The following is a 16,707-nucleotide window of genomic DNA, read 5'->3' on the forward strand; positions in this document are numbered from 1 at the left end:
GGCCGGCCCCATCCCGGCCCTGCGCCGATATTCCGCGGAGGGTTGCCCCGCTCAATCGGCCGGGTCGCGCGCATGTTCCTTCAGGATATCCAGCGGGATCACCGCCAGGGTCTCCTCGTGCGTGGCGCGCAGAAACACCCCGGGCGCCGCCCCCGCCCGGTAGGCCTCCAGCCAGCGCGCGGCACACAGGCACCAGCGATCCCCTGCCTCCAGGCCGGGGAAGCCGAACTCCGGTACCGGTGTCATCAGATCATTCCCCTGCGCCAGGGAAAAATCCAGGAACTCGCGCGTGACCTCGGCACACACGGTGTGCATGCCCTGGTCGTCATAGCCCGTGGCGCAACGGCCGTCGCGATAAAAGCCGGTCACCGGGTCCCGGCCGCAGGGCTCGAGCGCCCCGCCAAACACATTCTTGGAGGGAAAAGGCTGCATGGAAAACTCCCCGTTCATGGTCCCTACAGCATAACGGACACCCCCCCGCCCCATGCGAGCGACTACTCGGCCCGCGGGAATTCAGTCGGCATCGGGCCAGCCCCATTCCACCAGGTGGTTCCGCAGATTCTCGGGCCGATAGTCGGGATCCTGCTGGTACCGATCGAGGACGCTGGGATGCAGTTCCGTCGGATACCCCGGCTGGTGCAATGGACGCCGATGGCGGCGGCGCAGGCGATAGATGTGCCGCCGTGAACGATGCAGCGGGGCCAGCGGATCGGGCCGCAGGGCATCGACCAGGTGCGGCTCCACCTGCAGGCCGGCCGCCCGCGCCTGGTCGATCATCCACGCGAGCGGCGCCTCCGACGCCAGACGCCCGTCGGCATCCGGGGCATAGCCGCCCCCCACATCGGCATGCACCCCGCTGAACCAGACCTGCTTGAGGTCCAGCCCCGGGCGCGGCTCCCACAGGGTCGGCTCGAAGTCGGCGCGGGTCTCGTCGATCGCCATCGCATGCCGCGCGACCCGCACGTTGGGGCCCAGCTTGGTGTCGTAGAACTCGTCAGTGCGGTCGAACAGCCCCAGCAGGGAGAACGGGATGCCCAGGGCGCCCACCGTATCCCAGACCCCGACAAAGCGGATCTCCCGCGAGGGGTGGGCATACGCCGCCCGGAACTCGCGCGAGGCCAACCCCTCCGGCGCATGGCTCGCCGCGGTCTTCTTGTAGTGACGGAAGGCCTGTTCGATCAGGCGCGCGTCCGGGCGCCTCAGGATCCCGCAGTTGTTGATCAGCCCGCACAGGCTGCGCACGGTGTAGGCACCGCGACTGAAGCCGAACAGAAAGATCTCGCTGCCGGGGTTGTAGTTCTGGACGATGTAGCGATAGGCATCCTGGATGTTCTTGTGGATGCCCCGCCCGGTCACGCCGCCCGTGACCTTCGCGTAGTACGCCCCGACACCCCAGTCGTAGAAGACCTGCTGGGGGTCACCACTGGCATCGGCGGGCGCGATGGCCCGCGCCAGACGCAGCACGTTGGTCGGCACGTCCGACTCGACGTCCTCCTCCGGACGGTTCCAGGTCCCGTCCGCGCAGATCACGATCCGTCGTGTCATCCGCCCGCCTCCCATCCTGTTCGTAATGACGACCGCAGCCGCCGTGGAGCCTGCGACTGATCAGGAGCCAATGTCGATGCGGCGCACTCCCGGCCGCGCGTCCTCCGCACGGCGGGGGATGTCGATCGTCAGCACGCCGTTTTTGAACCGCGCCTGGATCGCATCGACATCCGCATCCCCCGGCAGGCTGAGGATCCGGCGGAACTGCCCGTAGGCCCGCTCGACCCGATGATAGCCCTGGTCTTCTTCTTTGGTCTCCTGGCGCTTCTCGCCGGAGATGATCAGGTCATCGCCGTCCACCGTCAGGTCGATCGCATCCTCCTCGATGCCCGGTACCTCGACGGTGATCCGGTACGCCTTGCGACTCTCGGCAATATCCACACTGGGCTTGAGCAGCAGCGAGGCCGCGTCACGCCCGCGCCCGCCGAGAGCGGCACCGAAGAAGTCCTCGAACATCCGGTCCATCTCCCGGTGCATGCGCATCAGCGGATCACGCATGGGCACATCGGACACCTCGCGCCGGGCCGGAACCACCTCGGGGTTCGCGGCCTCCTCGCGCTTGAACCAGTTCCACGGCTTGAGCTTTTGCAGGTCCATGATCATCACCTCCGGTAGAAATCCAACCCTGTCTAGCGAATTAACTAGGTCGCCCAAAGGGACTTTTCAAGCCCGGTGAATCAAGCCCTTCGAAAGTCGGCCAGCCGCACCGACTGCCGCCGGGCACCCCAGGTGCCGGGGCGGGACTCGAAGACACCCGGGACCGATGCCCCGCAGGCGTTGCAACAGCCATCGGCGGTCAGATTCCAGTCCGACAGTTCATACCAGTCGCGCCCGATCAGGCGTTGCCCGCACCCCGCACACCAGGTGCTCTGGCCGTCCGCATCGTGCACATTACCGGTGTACACGTGATGCAGGCCCTGCTCACGGGCGATCCGGCGTGCCCGCTGCAGGGTCTCGATCGGCGTGCGCCGGTGTTCCGTCATCTTGAAATCCGGATGGAAGGCCGTGAAGTGCAGCGGCACATCCGGCCCCAGATGTTCCAGGATCCATTGCGCCATCGACGTAATCTCCGCGTCGCTGTCGTTCTCGCCGGGGATCAGCAACGTGGTGATCTCGACCCAGGTATCGGTCTCGTGTACCAGCCACTCCAGGGTGTCGAGCACCGGCTGCAGATGCGCCCCGGTCAGCTTGTGGTAGAAGCGATCGGTGAACGCCTTTAGATCCACGTTCGCCGCGTCCATGGCGGCAAAGAACTCGCCGCGAGCCTGTTCGGTGATGTAACCGGCGGTGACCGCCACCGAGCGGATGCCCCGCGCACGGCAGGCAGCCGCGACGTCGATGGCGTATTCATGGAAGATCACCGGGTCGTTGTAGGTGAAGGCCACCGCGCGGCAACCCAGCGCCTCGGCCACGCGGGCGATGGTCTCGGGATCGGCACGGTCCGCCAGGGTGTCGATCTCGCGCGACTTGCTGATATCCCAGTTCTGGCAGAACTTGCAGGCCAGGTTGCAGCCCGCCGTACCGAACGAGAGCACCGGGCTGCCCGGCAGGAAGTGGTCGAGCGGCTTCTTCTCGATCGGGTCGACACAGTAGCCGGAGGAGCGCCCGTAGCTGGTCAGCACCACGGCATCGTCGAGGTTGGCGCGGACAAAGCAGGCCCCGCGCTGCCCGGGCTTCAGCTTGCAGTAGCGCGGGCACAGGTCGCATTGCACGCGGCCATCCTCCAGGCTGTGCCAGTAGCGAGTGGCCACCGTGAAGGCGTCGTGTTCAGGGGTGTCGTTCATATCCGGTCCGGCTCGTGGTTCATGCCCTTGAATATGAGGCCGAAACCCCGATATTCAACGACATAATGTCCGACGGAGACCTCCCATGAGCGCCCCGCTCCGCGTCCGCGAGCCCGCTATCGCGGGACAGTTCTACCCGGCCGACCCCGCCGAGCTGCGGGCCACGGTCACCCGGCTGCTGGATGCCGTCCGGCCGGCACCCGACGCGGCGCCGCCCAAGGCCCTGATCGCCCCGCACGCCGGCTACCCCTACTCCGGCCCGGTGGCGGCCTCGGCTTATGCCCGCATCCGCCCGCTGGCGGGCCGCATCCGGCGCGTGGTGCTGCTGGGCCCGTCGCATCGCGTGCCCTTCCACGGGATCGCGACCACCACGGTCACGGCCTACCGCGGCCCGCTGGGGGACGTCCCCGTGGATCACAAGGCTCTGGACACCATCGCGAGGCTGCCCGGCGTCCAGGCACTCGACCTCGCACACGCCCCGGAACACAGCCTGGAAGCTCACCTGCCGTTCCTGCAGGTGGCCCTGGGGGCCTTCGAGCTGGTACCGCTGGTGGTCGGGGATGCCCCCGCGGAACAGGTTGCGAACGTACTGGAACGCCTGTGGGGCGGCCCGGAGACCCTCATCGTGGTCAGCTCGGATCTCTCCCATTTCCATAACTACGCCACCGCGCGCCGGCTGGATACCGCCACCACCCGGGCAATCGAACGCCTGGATGCGCACGCGCTGGGCCCGGAACAGGCCTGCGGCTGCCGCCCCCTGGCGGGTCTGTTGCGTCTGGCGCGGCAGCGGGGTCTCGCCATTACCACTCTGGACCAGCGCAACTCCGGCGACACCGCCGGCCCGCGCGACCAGGTGGTCGGCTACGGCGCGTGGATGCTGCAATGACGCCCGTCATCGACCTGTCCGCGCCGGCGCGTGAGCGCCTGCTGGAACTCGCAGCGGACGCCATCCACCGGGCCGCGCACGACCATGCCGCCGACGGTATCGCGCTCGCGGAGGAGCCCGCCCCGCTTGCCGACCCGGGCGCCAGCTTCGTGACCCTAAAGCGGGGGGATGCCCTGCGCGGCTGTATCGGCAGCCTGGAGGCCCATCGCCCCCTGGCCACGGATGTCCAGCACAACGCCCGGGCCGCCGCCCTCCATGATCCGCGCTTTCCCCGCCTGCGCCCGGAGGAACTCGTCGGGCTCGAGTATTCGGTGACCCTGCTAAGCGCCGCGCACCCCGTGGATGCCCCGCATCGAGAGGCCCTGCTGCAGCAGTTGCAGCCCGGGCGCGATGGCCTGGTCATCCAGGCCGGGACGCGGCGGGCGACCTTCCTGCCCGCGGTGTGGGAGCAGCTACCCGATCCCGAGGCCTTCCTCGATGCCTTGCTGCAGAAGGCCGGGCTGGGGCATGACGCCTGGACAATGGGGCTCCAGGCCTGGCGCTACAGCTCGCAGGAGTTTGCCGGTGAACTTTGAACCCAGCATCACCCTTTACATCGTCATTGCCACGGTCGTGATCTCGCTGCTGGCATGGCAGAACCCGCGCTGGCTGCAGGCGATGATCCATCACCCACCGTCGGTGCAACGCGGCCAGTACTGGCGCCTGGTGACCCACGGCTTCATCCATGCCGACGGCACCCATCTCGCGTTCAACATGATCACGCTGTTCTTCTTCGGCATGGCCATGGAACGCGTGCTGGTGCCCGAGATCGGCATGGGTGGCTTCGCCCTGTTCTATCTGGCCGGCATCGTGCTGGCCAGCCTGCCCAGCCACCTGCGCCATCTGCGCGACCCGAGCTACCGCTCCCTGGGGGCCTCGGGCGCGGTGTCCGCGGTGCTGTTCGCCTACATCCTGCTCCAGCCGTGGTCCCTGCTGTTCGTGTTCTTCATCCCGGTCCCGGCCATCGTGTTCGCCGCGGTCTATGTCGGCTACTCGCTCTACGCCCAGCGGCAGAACCGCGACAACATCAACCACAGCGCCCATCTATGGGGTGGCGCCTGGGGCGTGGCCTTCATGCTCTGGCTGGAGCCCGGCCTGCTGGCCCGGTTCTTCCACGAGCTGCTCGCGCCCCTCGGCTGACCCCGATACTTGTCCGGAGCGCCGCGTCCGCCTAGCCTGCGTGCCTTCTTTCGGCCGCTACGAGATCCCGCCATGCAAGACGCCATCGCCACCCTGCCCAAGGTCGAGCTGCACCTGCACATCGAGGGCACGCTGGAGCCCGAGCTGATGTTCGCCCTGGCCGAACGCAACGGGGTCGAGCTGCCGTACGCCTCGGTCGAGCACGTGCGCGCGGCCTACCAGTTCCACGACCTGCAGTCCTTCCTGGACATCTACTACGCCGGCGCCCGCGTGCTGCTGACCGAGCAGGACTTCTACGACCTGACCTGGGCCTACCTCGAACGCTGCCAGGCGGATGAGGTCCGCCATACCGAGATCTTCTTCGATCCGCAGACGCACACCGAACGCGGCGTGGCGTTCGCGACCGTCATCGACGGCATCCGCCGGGCACTCGCCGATGGCGAACGTGAACTCGGCATTACCAGCCGGCTGATTCTCTGCTTCCTGCGTCATCTGAGTGCGGACGCGGCCATGGAGACCCTGGAGACGGCGCTGCCGTGGCGCGAACATATCCATGCAGTCGGCCTCGATTCGGCCGAGCTGGGCAACCCGCCCGAGCGCTTCCAGGCCGTGTTCGATCGGGCCCGCGCCGAGGGCTTCCCCGCGGTGGCCCATGCCGGTGAGGAAGGCCCGCCGGAATACATCTGGCAGGCACTGGACGGGCTCCGGGTCGCGCGCATCGACCACGGGGTGCAGGCCGAACAGGACCCGGCGCTGATGGAGCGACTGGCCCGCGACCGGATCCCGCTCACGGTCTGTCCGCTGTCCAACATCAAGCTGTGCGTCTTCGACCGCCTGGAAGGCCACAACCTGAAACGCCTGATGGACGCCGGGCTGTGCGTCACCATCAATTCGGACGACCCGGCCTATTTCGGCGGCTATGTAAGGGAAAACTTCCGTGCGACCGCCCAAGCCCTGCAACTGGGTCCCGACGACCTGGAACGCCTCGCGCGCAACGCCGTCGACGCCGCGTTCCTGGAGCCCGAAGCACAGCAGCGTCTGCACGGCGAGATCGACGCCTGGCGCGCCCGTCTCGCGGACTGACGGCGCTCGACGACTTCTCTAGCCGGAAAACCGGAGCGGACGCGCCGGCAGGCGACCCTGCTCCACCAGGCGCTCGATCCGCGAGAAGACCTCGCCGCGACCGAAGGGTTTCTTCATGAAGTCATCGGAGCCGATGCGATCGAGGAAGAACTGCTCCACCGCGTCCTCGTTGCCGCTGATCATGATCACCGGCACCTTCGCGGTGGCCGGGTCCCGGCGCAGCTGACGCAGCATGGCAAACCCGGTCATCCCGGGCAGGATGATGTCGAGAAAGATCAGGTCCGGCGGGTTCTCGCGGGCCAGCGCCAGGGCCTGCTCGGCATCGCCGGCCCCCACCGGCTCCATCTCGTTTTGCCGGAGCATGCTGGAGAGCAGTGCGACCACGGTGCGCGAATCATCCACCACCAGCACACGCAGCCCGCGCGCGGCCTCCCGGCGTGCCTTCCTGCGCCGTTCGCCAGCCTTGCCAAAACGCAGCAGACTCCCCATTCGCTGCAGATAGCTCATGCCGGACTCCCTTCCTGATCCATAGGCCAGGCGCGCTCGCCCGCCTGGCTGCATTGTTCCTCCCCCCGCTGGCCCTGTCCACCGCGCCCGTTGCTTCGGTTTGAACAGCAGCGCAAAGGCGCGCATCATCCGGGTTTTCGTGCGGATGCCTGAACGGAGTCGGAACCCGCCATGAAGACCAATACAGCCCGGCCACAGCCCACGCGCGCGCCCCTGCGGCGCCCGGCCGCGGGAAGCCCGGCATGAAGATCCTCGTCGTCGACCGCTCGCGGGTCTTCCGGGCGCTGTGGAGCCGCATGGTCCTGGCCGCCGGGCACAAGCCGATCATGGCCAGCAGCGGGGCCGAAGGGCTTGCCCGCATCGAGGAAAACGACCTGGAACTGGTCTGCGCCTCGATCACCCTGCCCGACATGACCGGCGTGGAATTCTGCCGCCGGGCCCGTGCCAGGGCCGCTGGCCATGACCTGCCCCTGATCCTGCTCACGACCCAGCACGACCACGACATCCGCCGTCAGGCATTCGAGGCCGGCGCCACCGACCTCCACGACAAGACCAACATCCGTGACCTGTTCCATCAGGCCGCGCGCTACGGGCGGCCGGTGGAACACGCCCACGAGGGGAACGTCCTGTACGTGGAGGACAGTCCCACCGTCGCCCGCGTGATGATCCGCATCCTCGAGGGCATGGGCCTGGAGGTCGCGCACTTCCGCAGCGCCGACGAGGCCCTGCAGGCCTTTGACCGGGGCACCTGGGACCTCGTGCTCTCCGACATCCTGGTCGAGGGCGAGATCAGCGGGATGGGGCTCGTCAGTCGGCTGCGCCAGCAGTTCCCCGACAAGACCAGCCTGCCGATCGTGGCCATGTCCGGCCTGGACGACCAGAACCGGCGCGCCGAACTCTTCCGCCTCGGCGTCAACGACTTCGTGACGAAACCCGTGCTGGAGGACGAGGTCCGCGCCCGCATCGGGAACCTGCTGGCCAACAAGCGGTTGTTCGAGGAGGTCCAGGACCAGCGCCAGAAGCTCTACGACATGGCAATGATCGATCCGCTGACCGGGCTGCGTAACCGCAACGTCCTGGCCGAGTGCGCCGCGCGTTTCTTCGCCGAAGCCAACCAGAACGACATCCCGCTCAGCCTGATCCTGCTGGACATCGACCACTTCAAGCAGATCAACGACACCCATGGCCACCTGGTCGGGGACGAGGTCCTGGTCGGCGTCGGCGAACTCCTGCGCACCACCGGACGCGAGAGCGACGTGGCCCTGCGTTTCGGGGGCGAGGAATTCCTCCTGTTACTCCCGGAATGCGACCTGTTCGATGCCCACACCCGCGCGGAGGAGCTGCGCCAGCAGCTGCGTGAACTCGAACCCGCCGGGCTGACCATTACCGCAAGCTTCGGCGTCACCAGCCGCCCGGCCGGGCGCGAGGTCAGCATGAACGACCTCTTCCGGGTCGCCGACCAGGCCGTCTACCAGGCCAAGGGCGAAGGCCGCGACCGCGTGGTCTCGCGCACCCTGGACGGCCCGGGCAAAACCGACCTGCCGGACACCCCACCCGATTCTGCCCCGGGGGATGGACAGGCCAGCCCGCAACCCGTCAGCTAGGGAGACGCTGACTGAATCGCCCGTCCGCGTTGGTGCCCCCCCAGTTGTTCGAGACAATCGTTCCGAGACAAGGCGCGTCGTACAGCGGGTAGTGGTTCTACCCGCCCGTTTTGGATGGATTCGGGGCGCAACGCAGGATCGGGCCATATTCATTCAGAATCGGGGGGCACCAACCCCACAAGCCATAGAAAGCAGGGGCTCGGCCGCCCGTTGGTGATCAAAAACGGGCGCGCGCGCAGCGTTGCGGTTCCCTTGTGCAGAATGACTGCACCGCAGTCACCGCGCATTAAACGCACGCAAAAGCGACTCGAGCGCGGACGTGCGATTCAATCAGCGTCTCCCAAGGTAGACACTGGCGTATCAGCCCTGGACGCGCCAGCTGCCATCCGCCTGCCGACAGGCCGTCCCGTACACCTGCTCGGTCTGGCCGCCAATCACCGCGTCAATGGTGTATTCGCGGCACGGGCCGGCCGTGGTCTCGTAGGTTCGGGTCGGCACCACGGTGTACTGATTGCCACTGTCGGGATTGACCCATCGCGAGGGCACGCCCGTGCGCACGCTCTCCAGGGTCTGGGCCGTCTTCAGGCGGTCCACCTCGTCCATGGACTGGCCCACCGAGCCACCGATCGCCGCACCGGCCAGGGTCCCGGCGATGATGGCGGCCGTGCGGCCACGTCCGGATCCGACCTGAGAACCGAGCACGCCGCCCAGCACGCCACCGATCACCATCCCGGCCTGCTCCTGCGAGCCCTGATAGGTCGCGCAGCCGCCGAGCACCAGGGTCGCCGCCAGGACGATCACGAAAGAAACATTGCGCCACATGAGCATTCCTCCACCGGCGACCCGTACCTGAACCCGCGGGGGACCGGCGCCGGCTTCGGCGTCCCCCTGCCCCGAGTATAGGCGGCCCGGCGAACCGGGCGGTCAGCCGGACGGCTTCGGCGGGGCTGTCGTCTCCGGCTTGGAGGCGTTGATCGCGCGCTGGAATACCCAGCTCTTGATCTCGCGGATCTGCTCCACCATGGTCCGCGACAGCGGTACCGTGTTGATCACGTTGCGAATTACGTCGCGCTGGTTGAATACCCGGCCCTCCTGGTAGGCGTCGATGCGCGCCGATTTCACCGCCTGCTCGATCTCGGCCCCGCTCCAGTCCTCGGTACTGGCCGCCATGTAGTTCAGGTTGAAGTCCTCGAGGTGGCCGCCATGGCGCTCGATATGGATGCGCAGGATCTCCTTGCGCTCCTCCACGTTCGGCAGGTCGAGGAAGAACAACTGGTCAAAGCGCCCCTTGCGCATCAGCTCGGCCGGGAGCTGCTGGATACGGTTCGCGGTCGCCGCCACGAACACGCGTGGCGACTTCTCCTGCAGCCAGGTGAGGAAGCTCGAGAAGATATTCACATTGCCGGCGCTGCCGGCGGCGTGGCTGTCGAAGCCAAAGGCATTCTCCAGCTCGTCCACCCACAGCACCATGGGCGCGATTTCCTCCGCGATACGGGTGGCCCGGGCAAAGGCGTATTCCGGGGTGCCGAAACTGCCGGACAGCACCAGGCTCATGTCCAGCCGCACCAGCGGCAGCCCCCAGGCGGTGGCGATGGCCTTGGCGGCCATGCTCTTGCCACAGCCGCTGACCCCCATGAACAGCACCCCGGCGGGCAGCGGAACGTTGTCGTTCCAGGCCTTCTCGGTGAACAGGTCGGCGCGCGTGCGCACCCATTCCTTGAGATTCTCCAGGCCCCCGATGTCCTCCAGCGAGCGCTGTGGCGGATAGAACTCGAGACAGCTCTCCTTGCGCAGGATCTGGCCCTTCTCCTCCTGGATCTCGGCCAGCATCTCGGCCTCGGGCAGGGGCTGGCCGCGGAACAGCCGCGCGCTCAGATGCCCGACCTCGTTCAGGGACAACCCGCGCATCCCCGCCGCGAGGCGGAACAACTGCTCGCGCGGGATCGCCTCGGCGCCATGGGTGTGCTCGAGCTGCTCCAGCACCTCGGCCTCCGAGGGCAGGTCCACCTCGACCAGGAAGACCTCCTTTTTCAGGATCTCCGGCAGCTTCAGCAGCGGACAGCTGAGGAACACCACGTTGCGCCCCTTCTTCAGCTGGTAGTAGAGATCGCGCACCCCGCGCACCAGTGCCGGGTTGTCGTCGAACCAGGTGGGCAGGTCTTTCAGCAGGACCATGCGCGGCGCATCCGTCTCCCCTGCCGCCACCCGCGCCACCGCCGCGACCGGATCGGTGGTCGGCGCGCCCGGGGCATCGTGTTCGCCGAACCCGTGGCTCGCCGACCAGACCTCCAGGTGACCGTCCTCGCCGTAGAACGAGCGCGCGACCGAGCGCAGCAGCCGCTCCATGCGGTCCTCGTCCCAGCCCAGCAGGTAGAACACCGGATAACGCGACTTGAGCCCGCGCAGGATCTTGTGTGCCGTCCGATTTTCCAGCTTCTTGCCCAATCCGTCGCTCCTTCGCGGTACCCCGCCGAGTGTACCCAACCATCGCGGCAATGCGAGGGAAACACGGATCATCCACGCCACCCGTGCGCATCGTCTACCCTGAGACCATCGTCCCGCCGCAGCCACGGAGAACCCATGCCGCCAGTCCACCACCGGATCACGCGCGCCACCCTGGGGCGTGGCGTGCTGGTCCTGCTGATCGCGCTGGGCATCGGCAGCGCGCTGTGGATGGGGGACCCGGCCCGCCTGCTGGCCTGGGGCGAGACCTTCGCGGGCGGCCTCTGGGCCACCGCCGGGCTGGTGCTCCTGATGGCGCTGATGCTCGTCTTCGCCCTGCCGGGCACGCTGGTCATATGGCTGATTGCCCCGTTCCATCCGCCGCTGGTCGCCGTCGGCCTGTTGCTGATCGGCAGCACGAGTGGTGCCTGGGGGGCCTACCGGGTCGCCGCCCGCCTGGCGCGCACCGAACGCGATGGCCGCGAGGACAACTGGCTGACGGATTTCCTGCGGCGCCACGGCCACGTCGCCACGCAGATGGCGCTGCGGGTGTTCCCCGGTTTCCCGCATTCAATGATCAACTACGCCGGCGGGGCCCTCGGCCTGCCACTGGGCGGCTTCATGCTGGCGGCCGTGCTCGGCCTGGCCGTCAAGTGGGGCGTCTACGCCACCGCCATCCACGAGGCCACGGATGCCATCGCCACCGGCGAGGTCCTGCAGGCCCGGACCCTCCTGCCGCTGGTCGTCCTGGCGGTCTTCCTGTTGCTCGGCTCGGTGCTGCGCTACTGGATTCAGCGCCAGCACTCGCGCCGGCGGACGGGCCGACCATGACGGCGTGCCCATGCGGTCGCCCCCCTCAAACCGAGAACGGTTTCCCGCTACACGCCCGCAAACCTGTCACCGTCCGCCAGGTTCGTTAGACTGTCGTCCCGCATTCCAGCGCGCCCTCTACGTGACTCGAGAGCCCTCCCCACAACCCTGTTCGGACATCGGCGACGTCAATCAGCGTTTCTATGATGGCCTGTGGGCGGATACCCGCCTGGTACACCCCGAGCGCTTCAATACCTGGACCCTGGTCTCCAGTCTCGCGGCATCCCGTGAGCGCCGCCTCGAAGTGGGGCCCGGCATGCGCCCGCGGCTGCCCATCGCGGACACCCACTTCGTCGACATCAGCCCGCCGGCCCTGGCCGCACTGGACCATCGGGGCGGTGTCACCCAGACCGCCCCGATCTCCGCCCTGCCCTATGCCGACGACCGCTTCGACCTGGTGTGCGCACTGGACATCATCGAACACGTGGAGGACGACGAGGCGGCCCTTGGCGAACTCTCGCGGGTGGCCGCGCCCGGGGCCCGGGTGCTGCTTTCGACCCCGCTGCACCCGGAATACTGGACCCCGTTCGACGACATCGTCGGCCACTACCGGCGCTACGAGCCGGCGCATCTGATCCAGCTACTCGAATGCCACGGGCTGACGATCGAACAAAGCGCGATCTTCGGGATGAAGCCGAAATCCTCGCGCCTCACCGATCTCGGGATGTGGTTCCTGCAGCGACACCGGCCCGTCGCCATGAAGGTCTACAACCGTTTCCTGATGCCGCTGGGCCTGCGCCTGCAGAAGCCGCTCGCACTGAGCCCCGGCATGGTGCCCACCGCGGGAGTGGAAGAGGTCTTCCTGGTCTGCCGCCGCGAACCCTGAGATCCGCCGGCCGCGCCCCGGGCCAGCCAAAAACCCGGCCTTTCCTCATGCCCGCTTGAAGGAACCACCCGCCCCGGCGTAATGTCTCCTGAAGCAAGACTCCCGAGAGACCATCCGATGCTCGATCTGCTGCGTTCACGTTCCACCTACCGCGATCAGCGCTTCCAGCTGTCCCTGCTGGTGCTGGCCACGGGCTTCGTGCTGACCGTGCAGAACCCCGAGGCACAGGAATCCGCCGCCGAGCTGTTCTCCAAGGTCGAGTTCCCGAATCTGGCCCAGGTCCAGGACATGCGGCCGCAATTGCCGCCACCGTGGATGGAAGGCGACCAGTTCGTCAGCGAGGACAGCGAGTCCACACCCGTCGTACCCCTGCTGGAGCGCACCGACGCGCGCTCGCCCGACCCGCGCGAGCGCCCGACGCGCTCAACCGGCGAATAGCGACTCGGGCGCGGCCACTTACAGCCCCGCTGCGCAGACCCGGTTGCGCCCCTCGCGCTTGGCGCAGTAGAGCAGCCGGTCCGCCTCGCCCAGCAGAGCCTCCGGGGTCGTCGAACGCGCCCCGCTCACCGTACTGACGCCGAGACTGACCGTCACCGTAGCGGTCACGTTATCCGGATGTTCCAGTTGCAGGGCCTCCACCTCGCGGCGCACCCGCTCGCCGACCGCGCGGGCACCCTCCAGCGTGGTGTCCGGCAGGATGCAGGCAAACTCCTCCCCCCCGTAGCGCGCAACCAGATCCGTCGGCCGGTGTGCCGCCTCCCGCAGCACCCGGGCCACCTGGCGCAGACAGTCATCCCCGCGCTGATGCCCGAAGCGGTCGTTATACGGCTTGAAGTGGTCGATATCGATCATCAGCAGTGCCAGATTCACCTCGCGGCGAGAGCGGCATTCGCGCTCCAGCACGGCGTCGAATTCGCGTCGGTTCGCCAGCCCGGTCAGGCCATCCACCCGCGCCTGGCGCGCCAGTTCGGCCTCCGCCTGCTTGCGGGCGAAGGTACCGGCGATGATGTCGGCCACCACCTGCAGGGTGGCGATCTCTTCGGGGCTCCATTCGCAGCGCCGGTTCACCGAGTCGAAACCCAGCATGCCGAAGGCGTTCTGATCACTGATCAGCGGGATCAGCAACAGGGACTCGATCATCTGGCGGCGGAACTCGGCCTGCTCCACCGCGGCCTCCGGGGGGAGGTCGTCCACATCGGGCACGTGCACGGTATCGCGGCGCCGGATGTGACCGGTCACCCACCCATGGGACTCCATGGGAATGCCCTGCATCTGGTCGAGGAACGGCTGGACGCCGGGGGCACACCACTCGTGCACCAGGTCCATAGTCGCCCCGTCCGGACGGAACCGGATCACATAGGCACGGCCCGTCTGGAAGAACTCGCCGAGATCCCGAAGTACCTCCGTTACGGCCGCGTCCACTGCGTCCGCCGCGAGGTCGGCGAACCGGGCGGAGATCGCGGACACCAGCGCCTGCAGCCGCTGCTGGCGCTGGGCCCTTGCCTCCAGGTGCTTGCGGCGGGTGATGTCCTCGGCGATCGCACTGGCCCCGATGAGCGTGCCGTCATCATCGAAAAACCGCTGGGCCGCCCACGACAGCGTGCGCGCCTCGCCGCTGCGCGTCCGGATCGTGGTCTCCAGACCCGCAATCTCGCGCCCGTCGCGGATGATGGCCTCCACCTCCTCCTGGATCGCCGCGCGATAAGCGGCGTCGGGGTAAAGCCATTCCCAGATCGCGGCATGCCCCACGACGTCCTCGCGCCGATAGCCGCTGATCCGCTCCGCCGCGCGATTCCAGAGCGTCACCCGCCCCTCGGTGTCCAGGGTGTTCACCCACACCGGGGCATGCTCGATGATCAGGGTGTGGAAACGCGTGTGGAGATCGTCCGCCATGGCCATCCTCGCACAGGGATACCTGTCGGCACGCACCGCGCAATCGTTCGACGGAGCCCGTCCACGATGCTCGCCCATACTCTGGAGGGTAGCAACATTCCCGCCGCGCGGGTCCCCCGCTCGCACCTTTGTTAGGCTCTCCGTCCCATCCGTACACCACGCCAGACCGCATGACCGATACCTTCAAGGCCCTGATCCTCGAACACACGCCCGATGGACCGCGGGCGACAATCCGCCCACTCCAGCTCGATGACCTGCCCGCCGGCGAGGTCCTGTTGCGGGTGCACTATTCCGGGCTGAACTACAAGGACGGCATGATCCTGCAGGGCCAGGGGAACCTGGTCCGGGACTACCCGCACGTGCCGGGCATCGACCTGGCCGGCACGGTCCTCGAGTCCGCGGACCCACGCTACCGCCCGGGCGACCCCGTTGTGCTGACCGGCTACCGAGTGGGCGAGACCCACTGGGGCGGCTACGCCGAACGCGCCCGCGTGCAGGCGGACTGGCTCGTCCCGCTGCCTGCGGGCTACAACGCTCGCCAGGCCATGGCCGCGGGCACCGCCGGCTTTACCGCCATGCTGGCGATCCAGGCCCTGGAGGACCACGGCCTGCAGCCGGACGCCGGCGAGGTCCTGGTCACGGGTGCCTCCGGCGGCGTGGGCAGTATCGCCGTACGTCTGCTGGCCCGCCTGGGCTACACGGTCACCGCCGTCACCGGCGGCGCGGAGAACGCCGACTACCTGCACCGGCTGGGTGCGTCGACGATCCTGCCCCGCGCCGACCTGGCCGATGCCCCGACCAAGCCCTTGCTGCGCGAACGCTGGGCCGGCTGCGTTGACACGGTGGGGGGCGACATGCTGGCCCATGTACTCGCCGGCATGGGCTATGGAACCTCGGTGGCGGCCTGCGGCCTGGCCGGGGGGCCACAGCTCAAGACCACGGTCCTGCCGTTCCTGTTGCGCGGCATCAACCTGCTGGGGATCGACTCGGTGCTGTGCCCCGCCGAACGACGGCGAGAGACCTGGGAACGCCTGGCCGCATTGCTCCCCGGCCACGATCTGGAGGCGATGGCCACCGAGATCGGGCTGGACGACCTGCCGCATTACGGCGAGCAGATCCTCGCGGGACAGATTCGGGGACGCACGGTAGTGCGCCTGGATCCGCAAGTCGCTGGCGACTCCTGATATCCCCGGGCCACCTCGAACCGGCTATGCTCGCGGACAGACCACCCCGGAGATCCCCATGACCGTACTCGCGTCCCGCCTGAAGTCCATCCGCGACCGCCTCGCCGAACTGGAAGCCATGGCCCGGGAGGACCGAGCGGAGGCCGCCCACCGCCTCACCGCCGAACTGACGCGGGAACTCAATCAGGCGCTGGAGGAGGCCTCCGGCTCCACGGACGGCGAGCCCGCGCCGACATCCGGCGAACCCCGTCCGCCGCGCGACCCGGTCGAGAAATGCCCGCGCTGCACCCTGCGCAGCTTCACCTTCCAGGACGGCACCATCCGCGAACGCCCGGACGAACCGGGACACTTCGAGGCCCAGTACCAGTGCATGAGCTGCGGCCACGAGGCCTGGCGCCGACTGGGCTAGCAAACACGGGCCGCTGGACGCCGGGCCCGGACCAACGTCTACACCTGCCCCCGCGTCCAGCGCACGATATCCGCCGCGCCCATGGCCCCCGCCTGGCGGGCCAGCTCGCGGCCGCCGCGGAACAGCGCCAGCGTCGGGATGCTGCGGATCCCGAACTGCTGCCCCAGATCGGGTGCTGCCTCGGTGTTCACCTTGGCCAGCCGCACGGTGGGCTCCAGCTCCCCCGCCGCCTGCCGAAACTGCGGCGCCATCATCTTGCAGGGACCACACCAGGGCGCCCAGAAATCGACCAGCAGCGGGATATCGTTGCGCTCGACGTGCCGCCGGAAATTCGTGCTCGTCAGTTCCGCCGGTTCGCCGACGAACAACGGCTGGTGACACTGGCCACACTTCGCCCCGGCGCCAAGGCGCGCGGCGGGGATTCGATTGACCGCATCGCAATGCGGACACACCACATGCAGGGACTCACTCACAGCAGCACCTCGCCATTACCAC

The 16,707-nt window shown here is 68.0% G+C and carries 19 protein-coding genes; 10 read left to right on the plus strand and 9 right to left on the minus strand.

Going from position 1 to position 16,707, the window contains the following annotated elements; genetic code table 11:
• Positions 1-51 precede the first annotated feature (51 nt).
• The 4 genes from F793_RS0110320 to amrS all read right to left on the minus strand — a co-directional run bounded on the left by F793_RS0110320 (position 52) and on the right by amrS (position 3,329).
• Positions 52-432 carry a DUF2237 family protein gene (locus F793_RS0110320; RefSeq protein WP_018866118.1) on the minus strand — a complete coding sequence of 127 codons (381 nt, stop codon included), beginning with the start codon at positions 430-432 and terminating at the stop codon, positions 52-54.
• Between the two features lie 81 nt (positions 433-513).
• Entirely contained in the window at positions 514-1,545 is a 1,032-nt protein-coding gene (locus F793_RS0110325) for a DUF2235 domain-containing protein (protein WP_018882638.1), read from the minus strand.
• 60 nt (positions 1,546-1,605) lie between these two features.
• Positions 1,606-2,142, minus strand: a complete 537-nt coding sequence (locus F793_RS0110330) for an Hsp20/alpha crystallin family protein (protein WP_026280898.1) — start codon at positions 2,140-2,142, stop codon at positions 1,606-1,608.
• A gap of 80 nt (positions 2,143-2,222) precedes the next feature.
• Positions 2,223-3,329 (minus strand): AmmeMemoRadiSam system radical SAM enzyme, encoded by a 1,107-nt coding sequence (amrS, locus tag F793_RS0110335; RefSeq protein ID WP_018880026.1) that lies wholly within the window; start codon positions 3,327-3,329, stop codon positions 2,223-2,225.
• A gap of 85 nt (positions 3,330-3,414) precedes the next feature.
• Here amrS and amrB point away from each other — a divergent pair, with 85 nt between their 5' ends.
• The 4 genes from amrB (at position 3,415) to F793_RS0110355 (ending at position 6,477) form a co-directional block, all read left to right on the plus strand.
• Positions 3,415-4,215: an AmmeMemoRadiSam system protein B gene (gene amrB / locus F793_RS0110340; RefSeq protein WP_018882640.1), complete on the plus strand. Its 801-nt coding sequence runs from the start codon at positions 3,415-3,417 to the stop codon at positions 4,213-4,215.
• Positions 4,212-4,790, plus strand: a complete 579-nt coding sequence (gene amrA, locus F793_RS0110345; RefSeq protein WP_018882641.1) for an AmmeMemoRadiSam system protein A — start codon at positions 4,212-4,214, stop codon at positions 4,788-4,790. The genes amrB and amrA overlap by 4 nt, the downstream gene beginning before the upstream one ends.
• Entirely contained in the window at positions 4,780-5,394 is a 615-nt protein-coding gene (locus F793_RS0110350; RefSeq protein ID WP_018882642.1) for a rhomboid family intramembrane serine protease, read from the plus strand. The genes amrA and F793_RS0110350 overlap by 11 nt, the downstream gene beginning before the upstream one ends.
• 72 nt (positions 5,395-5,466) lie before the next feature.
• A complete protein-coding gene (locus F793_RS0110355; protein ID WP_018882643.1) occupies positions 5,467-6,477 on the plus strand; it encodes an adenosine deaminase in 1,011 nt (336 codons plus the stop codon).
• A gap of 18 nt (positions 6,478-6,495) precedes the next feature.
• Here the strand turns inward: F793_RS0110355 and F793_RS0110360 are convergent, their stop codons facing one another.
• Positions 6,496-6,984 carry a PleD family two-component system response regulator gene (locus F793_RS0110360; RefSeq protein ID WP_018880030.1) on the minus strand — a complete coding sequence of 163 codons (489 nt, stop codon included), beginning with the start codon at positions 6,982-6,984 and terminating at the stop codon, positions 6,496-6,498.
• A 242-nt stretch (positions 6,985-7,226) separates the two neighbouring features.
• On the opposite strand from F793_RS0110360, the gene F793_RS0110365 reads away from it, so the two are divergent.
• Positions 7,227-8,588, plus strand: coding sequence for a diguanylate cyclase (locus F793_RS0110365; protein WP_018882644.1), 1,362 nt, complete (start codon positions 7,227-7,229; stop codon positions 8,586-8,588).
• Positions 8,589-8,948: 360 nt separating this feature from the next.
• Here the strand turns inward: F793_RS0110365 and F793_RS0110370 are convergent, their stop codons facing one another.
• Together F793_RS0110370 and F793_RS0110375 are read right to left on the minus strand one after the other, a co-directional pair.
• Positions 8,949-9,410: an RT0821/Lpp0805 family surface protein gene (locus F793_RS0110370; protein ID WP_018882645.1), complete on the minus strand. Its 462-nt coding sequence runs from the start codon at positions 9,408-9,410 to the stop codon at positions 8,949-8,951.
• A gap of 102 nt (positions 9,411-9,512) precedes the next feature.
• On the minus strand, positions 9,513-11,033 hold the full coding sequence (locus tag F793_RS0110375) for an AAA family ATPase (RefSeq protein ID WP_018882646.1): 1,521 nt from the start codon (positions 11,031-11,033) through the stop codon (positions 9,513-9,515).
• A gap of 135 nt (positions 11,034-11,168) precedes the next feature.
• Between F793_RS0110375 and F793_RS0110380 the strand changes: the two genes are divergently transcribed.
• The 3 genes from F793_RS0110380 (at position 11,169) to F793_RS0110390 (ending at position 13,164) form a co-directional block, all read left to right on the plus strand.
• Positions 11,169-11,861 (plus strand): VTT domain-containing protein, encoded by a 693-nt coding sequence (locus tag F793_RS0110380; protein ID WP_018882647.1) that lies wholly within the window; start codon positions 11,169-11,171, stop codon positions 11,859-11,861.
• Positions 11,862-11,982: 121 nt separating this feature from the next.
• Positions 11,983-12,726, plus strand: coding sequence for a class I SAM-dependent methyltransferase (locus tag F793_RS0110385; protein ID WP_018882648.1), 744 nt, complete (start codon positions 11,983-11,985; stop codon positions 12,724-12,726).
• A 117-nt stretch (positions 12,727-12,843) separates the two neighbouring features.
• Complete coding sequence (locus F793_RS0110390) at positions 12,844-13,164, plus strand: hypothetical protein (protein ID WP_018866104.1); 321 nt, start codon at positions 12,844-12,846, stop codon at positions 13,162-13,164.
• A gap of 18 nt (positions 13,165-13,182) precedes the next feature.
• Here the strand turns inward: F793_RS0110390 and F793_RS0110395 are convergent, their stop codons facing one another.
• Complete coding sequence (locus tag F793_RS0110395) at positions 13,183-14,619, minus strand: diguanylate cyclase (RefSeq protein WP_018876357.1); 1,437 nt, start codon at positions 14,617-14,619, stop codon at positions 13,183-13,185.
• A gap of 170 nt (positions 14,620-14,789) precedes the next feature.
• Between F793_RS0110395 and F793_RS0110400 the strand changes: the two genes are divergently transcribed.
• The gene (locus F793_RS0110400; protein WP_018882649.1) at positions 14,790-15,803 is read left to right on the plus strand and encodes an MDR family oxidoreductase; all 1,014 of its coding nucleotides are present in this window, start codon (positions 14,790-14,792) and stop codon (positions 15,801-15,803) included.
• Between the two features lie 58 nt (positions 15,804-15,861).
• Positions 15,862-16,212: a hypothetical protein gene (locus tag F793_RS0110405; RefSeq protein ID WP_018866101.1), complete on the plus strand. Its 351-nt coding sequence runs from the start codon at positions 15,862-15,864 to the stop codon at positions 16,210-16,212.
• A gap of 38 nt (positions 16,213-16,250) precedes the next feature.
• Here the strand turns inward: F793_RS0110405 and trxC are convergent, their stop codons facing one another.
• Positions 16,251-16,685 carry a thioredoxin TrxC gene (gene trxC / locus F793_RS0110410; protein ID WP_026279188.1) on the minus strand — a complete coding sequence of 145 codons (435 nt, stop codon included), beginning with the start codon at positions 16,683-16,685 and terminating at the stop codon, positions 16,251-16,253.
• Positions 16,686-16,707: the final 22 nt, after the last annotated feature.

The sequence above is a fragment of the Thioalkalivibrio sp. ALE22 genome (genome assembly GCF_000381445.1).
GTDB lineage: Bacteria > Pseudomonadota > Gammaproteobacteria > Ectothiorhodospirales > Ectothiorhodospiraceae > Thioalkalivibrio.